This window comes from Flavobacterium panacagri (genome assembly GCF_030378165.1).
GTDB classification, from domain to species: domain Bacteria; phylum Bacteroidota; class Bacteroidia; order Flavobacteriales; family Flavobacteriaceae; genus Flavobacterium; species Flavobacterium panacagri.
Genome location: NZ_CP119766.1, coordinates 5,059,705 through 5,074,214, shown reverse-complemented (window position 1 = coordinate 5,074,214; position 14,510 = coordinate 5,059,705). Strand labels below are relative to the sequence as shown.

Here is a 14,510-nt window from a genome sequence, read left to right as displayed (position 1 = left end):
CTTTATAATTTGATGATATAGTTTACTCCGTAGTTAACAGGACGAGTCTCGTTGCCACCTGTAGAAGCTGTTTCTCCAGAAATTGTATGGGTATGGTTACCAGCATCCGACATTTTTGCTACATTAGCAAGATCGGGTTGCACCATAGCAGAATCTCCATCTACTGAATTAACGGTATTATTTCCAGTAATACTTAAAAGCTTATCATAATTACCGCTTGCATGGTTATGATTACCAGCTGTTTCGGTAACTAAAGTACCTTTTCCATGTAAATGGCTTTTTAATTCTTCATTTTGTGTTGCTTTCAAAGCCGGTCCAGCCTGATTGTTTACGGGGCTTGTTCCAGTACCTCTTAAAAACATACCCTGAAGGTTTGGTGCGTTATTACTACCAAGCAATGCGATCAAAGCTTTAGCTGTTGTTGGTAGTGCTGCTCCGTTGCAAAGTGCCCATCCCTCAGGAGCAACAGTGCCTATAAAAGGCATAATTGAGCCTGTTGGAACGCCATTATTGGCCGAAATAGCATAAGGAACGTGGTTCAGTTTTTCATTAGAAATCTCCTCTGTACCTTTTTCAATTTTAAGATAAGCAACATTATTAGCAAATAAACTGTTATTTACAGCTGCTGGATCTATTATATCAGAAAAGACACCAAATGCATCGGTTTCTACATTTCTAGTAACTTTATAAATGGTTTGTTCAATATTTGAAGCATCTCGGTAATACAACGTGTAAGTTAAATTAAGGGTCTGTTTTGTTAGAGCAGTATTGTTTGCATCTCTCGCAATTCCCTGTACCGCTATCCCAGATTGAGAAGCTGAACTTTGGGCATAATTAGAAATTGATGCACAAAAAAGACATAACATTAAGAGTAATTTTGTTTTCATAGGTATCATTTAAAAGATTAAAATTTTTAGGTGGGTAAAGAGGCGAATTTATTTTAAAAATTAAAAATGCTTAAATAATAGGTAGGGACAAAACGAGGACAATTTTTTAGTTGATAAAATTTAACTCATTTATTTTTAAATGTTTATGCTTTTTTAGTTAATTGTTTTTTGTAAAAAACGTTATGGAATGAAAAAATAGAATCATTATTCTAAATAATCATTTAGTAAATAAGATGAAATTTGTAAAAGATATCTTTTGTTTAAACTTTCCTAAGATGTTTTCTTAAAGATTTAGAAAACTTGGTAAATAATAATTGTGTTTGAGACATTTTGAAATACACTTAAATATTTAAGCAGATTGAACAATTGTTAAATTAAATTTTGGGGTAAAATTTTTATTAGAATAAAATCTATATTTTTTAATTTAGCGCTCAATAAGCCCCTTTCCAAAAATGATCTTCTGTACAAAAAAAATTAGCTTCTTTTTTGTGTTATATACCTTTGTTTTTTGTACAAAATTACAATCTCAAAAACTATTTTCTTCATCAAAAGATTTGATAACAGAAATTGAATCTATACTAGTCAAAGAAAATAATCCCCCAAAAGATACTTTATTACTAAAAAAAAGACTGGCTTTTTTAAAAGAATCATCCAATAAAAAAATCAATGTTTTATATCCTGCATTATTGGCAAATGGTTATGCTGCTTTTTTTGATAAAACAAATGAAAAAAGTGAGTATTATTTTTTGAAATCTATGCAGGAGGCAAAAAAAAGCAAAGATTTAAGTCTGATTATCTGGACGCAGCTAAATTATTCGAAGTACTTATATTTTTATTGTCAGATTGATAAACTTATTCCAATCGTTCTCAAAACCATGGAAGAAAGTAATCAGATTGATCCTTCAGAAATGATTTTACCAGCAGAAACCTTTAAGTTTTTTGGATGGATAATGCTTACCGTAGAAGATAACTCTGCTGTAAATTTTTTAAAAAAATCAATGCAGTACATGAAAGAATCTTCTTCAGAATCTGCAAGTGTTTTAAATGCAATTGGAAACTGTTATTTCAAAAATAAAGACTTTACAAATGCAATGCATTACTATAATAAATCTGAAGCTATGGCATTAAAAATAGGGGATAGTGTAAGATATGCAAAAGTATTAGGTGACAAAGCACTTGTGTATGATAAAAAAGAGGATGCCAATACTGCCGTAAATCTTTTAAAACAGGATATAGCATATTCTCAAAAGTTTAAAATTGAAAAAAATGAGATGTATGCTTCTATATTATTAGCGAAAATTCTACTTAAATTAAACCATAAAAGCGAAGCTCAAAAAATTCTGGAAAGAGCTGGAGAAATTGCAGGCACTAAACCTTACTACAGGAGTTCATTAAAAGAAGTAATAGAATTAAAGCTTTTACTATTAAATGGAGAAAATTTTCAAAAGGAATTAATCTTAAGAAGACAGCTCAAACAACTCGATGAGTATTTGTTAAAAACAAATGGCAATACCGTATTGAGAAGATCCAACTGGCTTATTCAGAAAAATAAGTATGAAAATGAAACTAAAAAAATCCTATTGGAATTAGAAAAAGGGGAAAGAATCAGAAACATCAGTCTTTTAATCTTAATTTCAACGATACTGTCCAGTGCACTTGCCTATGGTTTTTTAACGCAACGGCTGAACTATAAAAGACTAAAAGTTGAAGAATATGAAAATGATCGTTTAATTTTTGAGGAAAAACTCAAGGATGCAAGTTCTGACATAGACTACTACGCTGAAAATCTTCAAAGTAAAGATAAGCAAATATCAATTTTAGAGGGTGAACTGGAAGAAATTAAAAGTTCTGCTACAAAATATTTAGAAGAAGATAGAAGTAAACTTCAGGAAATGCTTGGTTCTCATTTAATGACAGATGAGAATTGGAGCGCTTTTAAACGAGAATTCATCAAGCAGCATAATGATTTTTATAATGCTATAATGGAAAATTTTCCAGAATTAAAAGAATCGAATCTTAGAATAATAATGCTCCAAAAGTTAAATCTTAATTATTATGAAATGTCTAATTTATTAGGCGTAACAGTAGATGCGGTCAAAAAAAGCAAGCAGCGGTTGAAGAAAAAATTAGGAGAAAAGTATGATCTCTTATTTGAAATCATAGATTATAAATAATTAAACAGCTTATTGTAGATTCGAGATTCTGAATGTTTTTTACGGTCGTTAAATTTGAACGATATTTTTGGATAAATGGTTAAGAATGTATTTAGGAGTCTTAATTATTTCCCTGTTGGTTTGGTTCAGCCATTTTACTTCTTTTGTTACTTCCGTGCAGCACTCATTTTTAGAATTGAAAAAACAGCTTTTTAGATAGATTTTATCTTTTACATAACAATGCTTCAATTCAACTAAAAAAGGTTCTGTAAACATTAGTTTTTTATAGCAGATTAATTCGTGATTTCCTCCCTCTAAATCTAAATTCATCGAATTGAGTTTTTGTTTTGAAAATCCATTGGAGAATAAGAAATGATGCAATAATCGAAGTGTATAGGAAATGTAGGCACTATCTTCCATAACCATAAAATCATTGACATCTTCTCCTGTAACAACGTAATTTCTAAAAACCATTTTAATTTGAATTAAGGTTGAAAAAAAAGAGGCCGCACTAAGTAATTGTAACGGCCTCCAGAACATTAGTCATGTTTAATAATCTTCCAAATCAAAAGGATATTTATCCAGATGATACTATCTGTTAAAGATTTTATGATCTGAAAACCCCCATTTTCAGGAGAAGATTACTTAAGTAATAAAAAATTGTAATTAACTTTTATTTTGTCGGCGATTTTCTTTCTGACAAGATTTGGGATTTCAATATCAAAGTCTTCTGGTTTTGCTTCAAATGCGCCAACAGCATTCACTCCATTTGGAGCTTTAGAAATTTTTATAGTCACAGCCACAGGATTTGTTTTTCCGTGAATGGTTAAATCTCCTTTTAATGTAAAATTTTTGGGAATACTTGTAATTTTTGAAGTATCAAAATCTTCTATTCTGCCTTTAAAAACAGCTTTAGAGAATTTTTCAGACTCCATGTAATTTTCATTAAAGTGTTCTTCCATGAGCGCCACTTTAAATCGGAAACCTTTTATAAGAACCAAACTAGCAAAATCTCCGGTAGCCTGATCCAATACTGCAGATACTGATTTGTTTTCGGCAGCAACTTCCTCGTAAGAAGGCATTGAAGCTTGGAATTTTATAGTTCCTGTTTTAGTAAGCAGCTTTTGTGCGAATGCATTTGTATTAACAGCAATAAGCAGCAATAAAATAAATAAATGAATAAATGACTTTTTCATGATTAATTAATTTTCTTTTAGTCCGTCAGTATTCCATTTTACAATTAGATCGATGTTGGCTTGAGCCATTCTGCCTGCTTGTGGCATTATTCCCTGCTGGCCGGTTTGAAGCTGGATTCGGCTTAATAAACCAGCATTTTCAACAGCAGCTTTTACCTGAGCGAAAGTAGTAAGCGGTCTGAAAGAAGCAGATCTTCCGCTGGCATGACAGCTGATACAGTTGGCATCAATAATAGATTTTACATCTTTAGTATAGGTAACAGAAGTTGTTGGAGTTGTGGGATTCGTCGGATTTGTTGGTGTAGTAGGTGTTGTTCCTTCGATATCCTGAAACGTGTCAGAATCACTACAGCTTGCAAATACGGCCACTAAAATTGTCAATACGATTGTTTTTTTCATGATTTTTATGTGTTTGTCGTTATTAAAAAACTCTGTATAGGTTAAATCCAAAGAAGAAATCTCCTTTGCCCCAGTCTCCTGCTGCATTAGTAAGGTATCCGCTCTCGCTCATAGACTGTGAATTGGTAAAGATTAATTGGAATACGTGTCCGCCGGTTTCGACATCCAAACCTACAGACAGCGGATTTTTGTAGAAATCAGGCTTGTCGAAATTGTGCATGTACTCTAAATTCACTGATAATCTTTTCGTTATTTTGTAGCGTCCTCCACCGCCAAAAGAAAACTGATTATCTCTTTCTATGTCTGGGTTATAAAGATTTTTGTGAATAAAAGATGGTACTAATTCGAACGATAATTTTTCACTCACTTTTCTAGATATTAAAACCTGCTGTACATAGGCCATACGGTGTTTAAATTCTAAGCCCGGGTATTGTTCTTTTTCAAGAAAAGTGTTTATGTCAGCAACACTATACCCAACAATGTCCAAAGGAAAATTATCATTCTGTCTTGCCACACGGTACTTTAATCCAGTTTCGTACATTTTGTTTAATGTATGTCTGGAAAGGCTGACAGATAACCAGTCTGTTACGCCATAAATACCGCCAAGTTTGGTTGTTGCATTATCAAGCCCGAAAAAACTGTCAAAACCATCTTTAACTGTTCCAAAACGGTGTGAGACTACAAAATAGAATTCTTTTTTTGCAGGCATTTTCGTGGTTTGCAAGGTTACCAGCTGTAAAGCCTTAAAAGTAGCTGTAGAATAACTTTCTTCTGTTTGAGTAGAATCAAGACTCTTAAGCAAATCATCCTGAGAATATGCCATTGTCACTAAAAACAGGCAGAATGGAACTAAAAATTTCTTCATAATTGATTTATTTGTTTTGTTTGTTTATTAATGTGCACTGATCCAGTTTGACTTCCATAAATAGTTCGTCATATCCAATGCATTTACCTTTAATCGTGATTTTATTATGGATTTGTTTTGGTGTTACTTTTTCTTTGAAAAGACAGAAAACCGCATTTTCGAGTGTAATCACAGAATCGGTTTCTTTGGTTGCTTTGCCTGTTATTTCAATGGTTTTGTTGAGGTATAGGGAATCTGCTTTTTTAGGATCGGTATTGTAATCTGTAAGTAATTGAGATGCTGAAATAGTATATTCGGGTATTTCTGATTCTATATTGCGGGCTTCTTTAAATAGAAAACCGTAATAGAAATAGATTCCTGCTGAAACTAATATCAGTAGGATTGCAATTAGTACGGCAATTTTTTTTCTTTTCATATTCTGTTTTAGTTTTGAGTAATTTTTTGTTTTGGATAAAAATTAAATTGGTTTATGAATTAAAAAATGTTTTTCAGTCTGCGGTACTGGCATCATTTCTTATTTTCTGTCTGTGCTGCGTACCAAAATCCCGTAATGATTTTATTATAGGCTCAAGTGAAGTGCTGTAATTTGTTAATTCATATTCGGTCTTGGAACGGCTTTGCTCGTTTTCTTTTTTTATGACAAATCCGTTTAGTTCCATTTCTCTCAGCTCATTGGCCAAAACTTTCGAAGTGATTTTGTTTACTTCTTTTTGAAGTTCAGAAAACCGTTTATTTCCTTCCATGAGTGCCAATACAATGGGAATTCTCCATTTTCCGTTTATGATATAAAGAGCGTCCATGATAGGAACTATTTCAGATTTGTATTTCGATGCAAATCTTTTTTTTCTTTTGTTATTTGTTAGGATTTCCTGTTCTGTCATGCTTAAAACTGTCTAAAATCAAAATGTGATTCTATAGTGAAACAGCCTTAATACAAATTACCCTACCAAAGAATTGAGATTTTCTTAAAAAAAAATGTAAAGAGAAGAATAAGAGCCTTTTAAACTCTTGAAGAAATAATAGTAGAAAAATAGGTATTTGATATATAGCATAATTTGAGTTCCTGCAAGGTTTTCAAAACCTTGTAGGTATTATTTCAAAACCTTCAGAATACCTAAAAAATAAAAAAAAGACCTTGCAGAAAATTTAAGGATAAATAATAACCGAATTCTAATTAGAAAGAAATTCTAAAGCTCACGTTTGGAGTTCTTTGCAAAGAGAAAGTATCAACTTCTTCTATAGAATTTGTTAAAGAACTAATCCTGTAATATTCGCTGATTTCATTTCTTCGGTTTAGGATATTCAAGATTGAGATTCCTAATTTGTACTGAATGCCATCTGCGGTTTCCCATTTATACGTTGAAGAAAGATTAACCTGCGAAAACATATTCAGATTGCTGTCGTTTGGTTTGTTGTATACTAATACAGGATTTGCAAGATCAATTCGGGATAAATCAGGAGATGTTTTTGGTCTTCCAGAAGACCATTTTGTACCTAAAGCAATTTTGAAATTGTTTTTCTCATAAATTCCTGCCCAAGATAAAGTGTGAGTTAGTTCAAAGTTGTTTGGGAAATTTGGATATTCATAATTGGGGAAATGATAGTTATTTTCATTGTAGGTATAGCTGAACCACGTTAGAAAATGATTTATTTTTTTCTGCACCAGCATTTCTGTTCCCCAGACTTCATAATCGCCCGTAGTTCGTACAAATTCCAACTGATTCTGGAAGCCCTGACTTGAAGTCGTAATTCCCATTACTTTTTTATAAAAATTTTCAATATCTAGAAGCCAGTCGTTTTTTTTGTAGAATAAATTTAGAGACAGCTGTCTGCTTTTCTGAATTGGAATTGTAGTGTTGTTTGAAATGATCCAGCGTCTTTTTTCGATGCCAAAATAATCTTTCTGTAAATCAATAATTTGTTGTGTATTCTGGCTTTTCAGTTCGCCCAATAATTCCAGATTTAAACTTTTACTAATTCCGTAACCAAACTGAAATCTAGGTTCTGCGATGTATTTTTGAAATTTTTCAATGTAATTAATGCGTATTCCAGTTTTAAAATATATTCTGGAGATAGTGTCATTATATTTTCCTTCTAAAATTAAAGCGTGAGTTCTCAGTACATCTTTTATTTTGCGATAGAAATCAGGATTAGTTACCTGCTCAAAATTTGTTATCCCAATTTCATTAAACTGGTACCCGTTGTTAAAACTAAATTTAGGACTTAGGATATGATTGTTCTCTAAATTGATTCCATTATTGTTTACGGTATTTTCCTGAACCACAATTTGGTTTACATAAGTTGTTTTTTGATTGGCTAAAAGTTCGTATGTAGAATTGTAAATATTAATTTTGGTGGTGTTAAAGCTGTTCCAGTTTCTTTTCCATGACAAATTACCGCCATAATTCTGCTGGCGTAAAATATTATTTTCAGATATGTTTATGTCATAAAAAGATGCGCTTTGAAAAACTTCGAGATTGTCTTTTATCGTGATTAGATCCAATACTACTTGATCTTTGAGACCAATTTTCTGTGCGTATTTCAGTGTTGCATCATAAAAGCCGAATTTTTTATCGCTTTGGTAATCTACGTTTTGATTCTGCGAAAAGTCAGTAATGGTAGTATTTTGAAATACTTTATTGAAATATTCTTTATAAGTGGGAGTTTCTACAAAATCAGTAATAGATTTACGAGCCGAGATCTCGATATAACTTTTTTTAGAAAAATTATACTTTGCATAAACATCAGCATTGATCATGTTTATTCCCGCGCTGAAGGAGTTTTTTTCTTCTGTTTCTGGTGTAGAAGAAATCGCTACAACGCTTGATACACTTTCACCGTAAAAGGCAGAACTTCCGTTTTTATAAATCGAAATCGTATGGGCTAAATTGGGATTAAAAACAGAAATCAAACCAAAAAAATGTCCTGTTTGAAACATTCGGATTCCGTTCCATAAAAACAAATTCTGATCATGTGTGCCTCCACGAACATTGATGCTCGAGACACTTTCGTCCAGACTATTTACGCCAGGAACCTGCTGCATAGTCTGCAATGCATCAGGTTCAATAAGTCCGGGCAGAATACCAAATTTTTTGGGTTTAATAACAAGAGAACCGTCTGTATTTTTAGAAATTCCCGAAGCCAGAATAGCATTGGCTTTAATCTCCTGAAGTTCTGTAATTTCGGGTTCCAAGAAAATTTGAATGCAGTTTTTAGAGTCTGTATTGCCAGCTGTAATTCTTTTGGAAACAAAACCAACGTGGCTGGTTATAAAGGTATTTTTTTCTTGTTTACTAAACTCAAAATATCCTTCTGAATCAGTTTCAATATGAGTTTTATCAGGGAAGCTGATATTGGCGTTTTCAATTGGTCTTTTATCTAAGACAGATAAAACATAGCCGCAGATGAGATTGGAGACCTTATCTTTTTTATAAATATTAATGAATTTGTTTCCGATATTTTCGAAAGACAAATTAGTTTTTTTGGAAAGATATTCCAGCTTCTGTTCTAGAGAAAGTGACTTTTTAGGAGGATTTAATTCTAGATCGGCAATATTATCTTCGGTGTAATTAAAACTAACCCCGTGCTGTTTTTCAATATCAATTATTATTTTTTTAAAGGATATAATTTTCCCTTTATCCTGAGCAAAAACATTCAGGACAAATAACAGAAAAAACAAAAAATGAAATTGTCTGGGGCGCAGCATTTATTTTTCGTCAAAAATTATTTTATTGTTGGATACTTTTTTCGCTTCTAAGTGATAGGTGGTACTAATAATCTGCAAAGCCGTATTTAAGTCTTTCGCAGGCAGTTTTCCTGTAAATAAAGAGATAGTATCTTTGGTGTTTAATTCAATTTTAATGTTGTACTGTCTTTCGACTTCATCCAAAAGGCTTCGAATATTTTCCTTATAAAAACATATTTGATTGTCCATCCATTCGGGTTTCAATGAATTTACAGTTGTTTTAATTTGTTTTCCGTTTTCAAAACGAACACTTTGCCCGTGAGTTAAGAGAATCTGTGTGTTGGCATAATTTACTTTTACACGTCCTTCGTAACACACTACATCAAATCTGTTTTTTCTGGTTTTAACATTAAACTGTGTTCCTAAAACCGTTACTTTTCCAAGACGAGTCTCTACTTCAAATTTTCTGCCTTTTGCTACCCTGAAATAAGCTTCTCCTTTTAATTCAAGATGTCTGTTATTGTTCCAGTTCCATTTTTTATAGTTTATTTCAGAACCCGAATTTAAAACTACCTCAGAATTATCAGGTAATGAAAAAGTGGTTTTCTGTCCAAATTCTGCGGTTTCTGTTTGAGGCACAAAAACTTTCATAGCAAATGTAATTCCGAGAACCAGAACAAATATTGCAGCTGCTCGAAACATCCATTGTCTGTAAAGCGGTACTACTTTAGGTGCCGATTTTTTCTGACTCAGAATATTATTTAACATAACATTTTCATCCCAATCATCTGTTTCTAGGTGGGCAGTATATTCTTTTATTTTTTTATATTTTTCAAAATCGGGACTTGCCTCAAATGCAGCCAATTCATCCGGAGATAAATCATCATTGAGCCATTTTGCTAATAAGCGATTTTTTTTCATTTTATCGTATTATTTAATTAAAACAATTAGAACTAAATTTACCCTACTTTTTATAAATCAATTTCTTTACGTAAACTTAACAGAGCCAAATGGATGCGTTTTTCAACTGCCTTTACGCTGATGTTCAGCTCTAACGCAATTTCGCTATATTTTTTGCCGTCAATTCTATGCATTAAAAAGGCTGTCCGCTGTTTTTCGTTTAGGTTTTCGATGGCTTTTAAAAGTTTAGCCTGAAATTGTTTTTCCTCCAGAAGATATTCCGGATTTTCATTTGTCTTGTCTAAGCCTGTGAAGTTTTTTTCATATTTCAAAACTACTTTCTGATGTGCAATTTGATTGAGACTGCTGTTATTAGCAATAGTATAGATATATGATTTTGCTTTTTCTAATGGGACTGCAGCACAGTTCTGCCAAAGTTTTACAAATGCTTCCTGAGCAACATCTTCGGCCTGTTCTGCATTTCCAAATTTGTACAAAAGAAAATTTCGAAGTGCTTTTATATGACTTTTGAAGAAAGACGAAAAAATGATTTCATCACAAGTATTCGATTGGTTTTTATCTGGCATTTAGGTTTTCAATTTGTCAAGGCAAAAGTATTTGTTTTTAATTGAAGTAGGGTAAAAGTAAAGATGATTGTTTTATTGAAGAATAAAATGCTATTGGTTTTTGATAATTTAGTATAGAAGAAAATTATGAAATGCTTTATTAGCAGTTTACTAAAAACAGTTTCTTTTAAAATTTATTACTTTTGTAAAAACATCAATATGTTCCTTTTGAAAAAATATTTATCAAGTGCAGTTTTCATGCTCTTACTGATTTCATGCCAGCATGAAATAGATGAGGAAATCAATAATACACAGGGAACAATTATGAATGTTTCTCCGCTAACCAGTTATCTGCAAAGAGTTGCAATGGTGAAAACCGTACAGGATAATATGATCGATGGATCGAGTTACTGTACTATAAAACTTCCTTATACTGTTACTGTAAATAATGAACGTATCGCAGTTAATACCACGGCAGATTATCAGAAAGTTTTAGATAATATTAATGCAAATACTTATGATGAAGATATCGTGAGAATTGATTTTCCTGTAACAATGGTTTACTATAATTACATTGAAAAACTGATTCCCAATCAAGCAGATTTTGATTCTTTAATTGATTATTGGAATCTTTATCCTGATCTTTTATCCAAAATTAACGGACTCAATATTAATTATCCCATAACGATTACTATTTACAACAGCGCCAATCAGATGGCAAGTTCCCAATCGATAATAAGTGATGAGGCGTTTTTTAATTTTATTAAAAATTTAAATGACAGCCAGTATATTTCTTTAAAATATCCTATTACGATTGCAGATTACAATGATCAGACCAAATCGATTTCTAATAATCTGGAGTTTGAAAATGCCATTAAGTATGCGATAGATTATTGTCCCGAAAATAATATTGTGACACTTGATTTTGAAGAAACCCTAACAAAAGGTTCTTGGGAAATACCTTATTTTTACGATGGTTCTATAAAGACAACAAATTACGGTGGTTACGCATTTGTTTTTAAAGCCGATAAATCTGTGGTTGCCACTAGAGGCACAGTTTCAGAGACAGGACAATGGGAAAGTACAGTTCAAAACGGTGTTAGAGAAGTACGGCTAAATTTTAGTTCAGAATTGCTTAAAAAATTGAATTGTAATTGGAAGTTATTTGAGTTTAACAATTCTGAGGTAAGATTGCGAAACATAAGTGCTGTGAATAATTATTTGTATTTTCAAAAAATAAATTATTAGTTTTCCCAAAAATAATAAGCCCGAACGAAAGTCCGGGCTATAAATATAAGATGCTATTATTTTAAATAGGGCAGCTTTTTTTAAAAAGAGTAACCTAGAGTTAAAAGCCAGTTCGAAGGCGCCCCAGGGAATAAACGGATATAATCGTATCCTCCAACCCAGTAAGTTTTGTTTAAAATATTATTGGCATTCAGCTGGATTTTAAACTTATTGATATTGTAGTAGAAAGCAGCGTTGAACAAAGTATATCCAGGAAGAGTTTCTGTAGTCGTCTGGCTCATAGTACGTGTTGTTGCAAAATTTGATCCCATTGCGATTCCAAAATCTTTTAAAGCACCATTTGTAAAATTATAACGAGTCCAGATATTACCCTGCTGTCTTGGAGTATTTGCTTTTTGTCTTCCAACTTCAGCTTCAATCGGACTTTCAGTAATAAAAGCTTCATTATAACTATAAGCGGCAGAAATACTCCAGTTACGCGTAATATTTCCATTCAAATCAATTTCGATACCTTTAGATTCTTCCTCACCAATAGCTCTCATTAAATCTGGATTTGAAGGGTCATTAGCAGGATACAATGTATTTTTCTGCTGTATTTTGAATAAAGCAACTGTTACAAAAAGCTTTTCTTTAAACCAAGATGATTTTCCTCCAAATTCAACCATATTACTTTCTAACGGATTAAATGGTCCTCCTGCATTTGGATTTGCGAGAGTAGATGCCGTTTGAGGATTATAACCCTGAACATAAGTTCCGTATAAGTTAATATTTGGATTAAGTGTATAAGTAAGACCAAAACGAGGTAAAAACGAGTGCTGTTTTACTTTTGTTTCTGTCGTTTTTTTATAATTTACCTTATCTGAATATTCATCATAACGGATACCGATTAAAGCCTGAAAAGCACCAAATTTGATATGATCCTGAAGATAAACTCCATACAATGAATAATAGGTTGGATCAACTTGACGAGCTACATAGAAATATTTACTCATATCTTTTAACTGCTGTGAAGCAAATGGATTGCTCAAATCAAAATGTGCTACGTTTGGCACTGGATTTCCTTTAGAATCCAGTAAATAATTGGCTTTGTTCGCAGGATTGTAAGTGGCGATGAAACCATTGTTTGCTGCATTTCTGTACCCGCTTGCAGTTAATTGTGAACCACCTGCAGGAACCTCTTCCTGGGCATAATCAAAACCTGCAATTAAATTATGATCTAAAGCACCAGTTTTCGCCTGATATTTAAAGAAAGTAGAAAGATTGTCAATATAACGCTTGCGTTTACGTTGAAAAACTTGCATTTCAATTGCTGTTGGAATTGTAGTTCCATCTCCAGCAGAGGCATATTTATTGGCGCCGCGGTGCTCTAAAAGATCTTCATTATACCCCGTTCTGATATAAGATCCTGAGAATGATAAACGATCTGAGAACTGATGATTTAAAGAAGTTGTAACGATATAGGTTTCCTCTTTCAAATAATCGTTGGTTGAGTTTAACGAATTTGAAATTTTTGTAGAGTACAGACTGTTTTCATAAGTAGATTGTCCACGATCCAGATTTCCATTTGAACTGCTGTAAATCAAATCAAAGTTCACGCTGGTTTTATCATTTGGAAGAAAAGAAAGGGAAGGAGCGACAACAATATTTTTATCATATTGTAAATCTCTGAATGAATTGGCATTTTCGTAACCTAAGTTCAAACGGTATAAAAGTGATTTATCCTCGGTTAATGGCCCAGTAAAATCGGCCAGTGCTCTTAAGGTATTGAAGCTTCCTGTTGAAAAACTAACACTGTTTGCTGCCTGGTCTAATGGTTTTTTAGTAACACGATTTAAAACTCCTCCAGGAGATGCATTTCCAAATAAAGCTGAAGATGGTCCTTTTAGAACTTCCACACGTTCCAGATAATTTGCAAGCGGCTGTTTCCAAAATCCTGTCGAGGTACGCATTCCGTTAAGTAATTGTGTATTACTTCCTCCGTTAATTCTAAAACCTCTAATTGATATATCATCATAAAAAGTAAACTGACTAACACCGCTGAAGTTTTTAATAACTTCCCCTACACGAATAGCTCCTTGATCTGCAATAAGTTCTTTGGTAGCATAGGAAACGGCCTGTGGTAAATCTTTCAAAGCAATTTCTGTTTTAGCACCAATAAAAGATTTTGTATTTCGGTAAGACTTTTCTTTTCGTCCTGTAATTTCTACGGTCTGTAGTGTATTGATGTTTTCCTGCAGCACAATAGAAAGATCAAGAGTCTCATTTTCATGTAATTCTATATTTTTTTCGGTCACAATAAATCCCATTGCAGAGAAATGAACAGAGTAGTTTCCTGATGAAAGATTAGTCATTTCAAAATTTCCTTTGTCATCGGAAGTTGCACTCTTCTTAAGGCTTTTTATTGAAATTGAAGCATAAGAAATGGCTTCATTATTTTCGGAAATGATTTTTCCTGTAATTTTTGCATTTTGTGCCAGACCAATATTAAAAACGGCTAGCAGAATTAATGAGAAATTTAACTTCATGGCGGTTATCTATTTTAAGACCGCAAAACTACATTTATTTAGAATAAATACAAATAAGCTTTTGTGTAGGAATGTTTTTTTATGAT

At 32.5% G+C, this 14,510-nt stretch carries 13 protein-coding genes; 2 read left to right on the top strand and 11 right to left on the bottom strand.

What is annotated here, in order from left to right; translation table 11 throughout:
- Positions 1–2 precede the first annotated feature (2 nt).
- Complete coding sequence (locus P2W65_RS21650; RefSeq protein ID WP_289661120.1) at positions 3–887, bottom strand: tail fiber protein; 885 nt, start codon at positions 885–887, stop codon at positions 3–5.
- Between the two features lie 452 nt (positions 888–1,339).
- On the opposite strand from P2W65_RS21650, the gene P2W65_RS21645 reads away from it, so the two are divergent.
- The gene (locus P2W65_RS21645; RefSeq protein ID WP_289661117.1) at positions 1,340–3,061 is read left to right on the top strand and encodes a tetratricopeptide repeat protein; all 1,722 of its coding nucleotides are present in this window, start codon (positions 1,340–1,342) and stop codon (positions 3,059–3,061) included.
- 48 nt (positions 3,062–3,109) lie between these two features.
- Here P2W65_RS21645 and P2W65_RS21640 read toward each other — a convergent pair whose 3' ends face one another.
- The 9 genes from P2W65_RS21640 to P2W65_RS21600 all read right to left on the bottom strand — a co-directional run bounded on the left by P2W65_RS21640 (position 3,110) and on the right by P2W65_RS21600 (position 10,672).
- A complete protein-coding gene (locus tag P2W65_RS21640; protein ID WP_289661115.1) occupies positions 3,110–3,514 on the bottom strand; it encodes a hypothetical protein in 405 nt (134 codons plus the stop codon).
- Between the two features lie 167 nt (positions 3,515–3,681).
- Positions 3,682–4,236, bottom strand: coding sequence for a YceI family protein (locus P2W65_RS21635; RefSeq protein WP_289661113.1), 555 nt, complete (start codon positions 4,234–4,236; stop codon positions 3,682–3,684).
- Positions 4,237–4,242: 6 nt separating this feature from the next.
- A complete protein-coding gene (locus P2W65_RS21630; protein ID WP_289661111.1) occupies positions 4,243–4,635 on the bottom strand; it encodes a cytochrome c in 393 nt (130 codons plus the stop codon).
- Between the two features lie 22 nt (positions 4,636–4,657).
- Complete coding sequence (locus tag P2W65_RS21625) at positions 4,658–5,500, bottom strand: DUF5777 family beta-barrel protein (protein WP_289661109.1); 843 nt, start codon at positions 5,498–5,500, stop codon at positions 4,658–4,660.
- A gap of 7 nt (positions 5,501–5,507) precedes the next feature.
- Positions 5,508–5,915: an OB-fold protein gene (locus tag P2W65_RS21620; protein ID WP_289661107.1), complete on the bottom strand. Its 408-nt coding sequence runs from the start codon at positions 5,913–5,915 to the stop codon at positions 5,508–5,510.
- Positions 5,916–5,988: 73 nt separating this feature from the next.
- Entirely contained in the window at positions 5,989–6,300 is a 312-nt protein-coding gene (locus tag P2W65_RS21615) for a winged helix-turn-helix transcriptional regulator (RefSeq protein ID WP_289661104.1), read from the bottom strand.
- Positions 6,301–6,674: 374 nt separating this feature from the next.
- On the bottom strand, positions 6,675–9,179 hold the full coding sequence (locus tag P2W65_RS21610; protein ID WP_289661102.1) for a TonB-dependent receptor: 2,505 nt from the start codon (positions 9,177–9,179) through the stop codon (positions 6,675–6,677).
- A gap of 27 nt (positions 9,180–9,206) precedes the next feature.
- Positions 9,207–10,106: a FecR family protein gene (locus P2W65_RS21605; protein WP_289661100.1), complete on the bottom strand. Its 900-nt coding sequence runs from the start codon at positions 10,104–10,106 to the stop codon at positions 9,207–9,209.
- A gap of 50 nt (positions 10,107–10,156) precedes the next feature.
- Complete coding sequence (locus tag P2W65_RS21600; RefSeq protein WP_289661097.1) at positions 10,157–10,672, bottom strand: RNA polymerase sigma factor; 516 nt, start codon at positions 10,670–10,672, stop codon at positions 10,157–10,159.
- 198 nt (positions 10,673–10,870) lie between these two features.
- Here P2W65_RS21600 and P2W65_RS21595 point away from each other — a divergent pair, with 198 nt between their 5' ends.
- Positions 10,871–11,899, top strand: coding sequence for a hypothetical protein (locus P2W65_RS21595; protein ID WP_289661095.1), 1,029 nt, complete (start codon positions 10,871–10,873; stop codon positions 11,897–11,899).
- Positions 11,900–11,979: 80 nt separating this feature from the next.
- Here the strand turns inward: P2W65_RS21595 and P2W65_RS21590 are convergent, their stop codons facing one another.
- Positions 11,980–14,424 (bottom strand): TonB-dependent receptor, encoded by a 2,445-nt coding sequence (locus P2W65_RS21590; RefSeq protein WP_289661092.1) that lies wholly within the window; start codon positions 14,422–14,424, stop codon positions 11,980–11,982.
- Between the last annotated feature and the right edge of the window lie 86 nt (positions 14,425–14,510).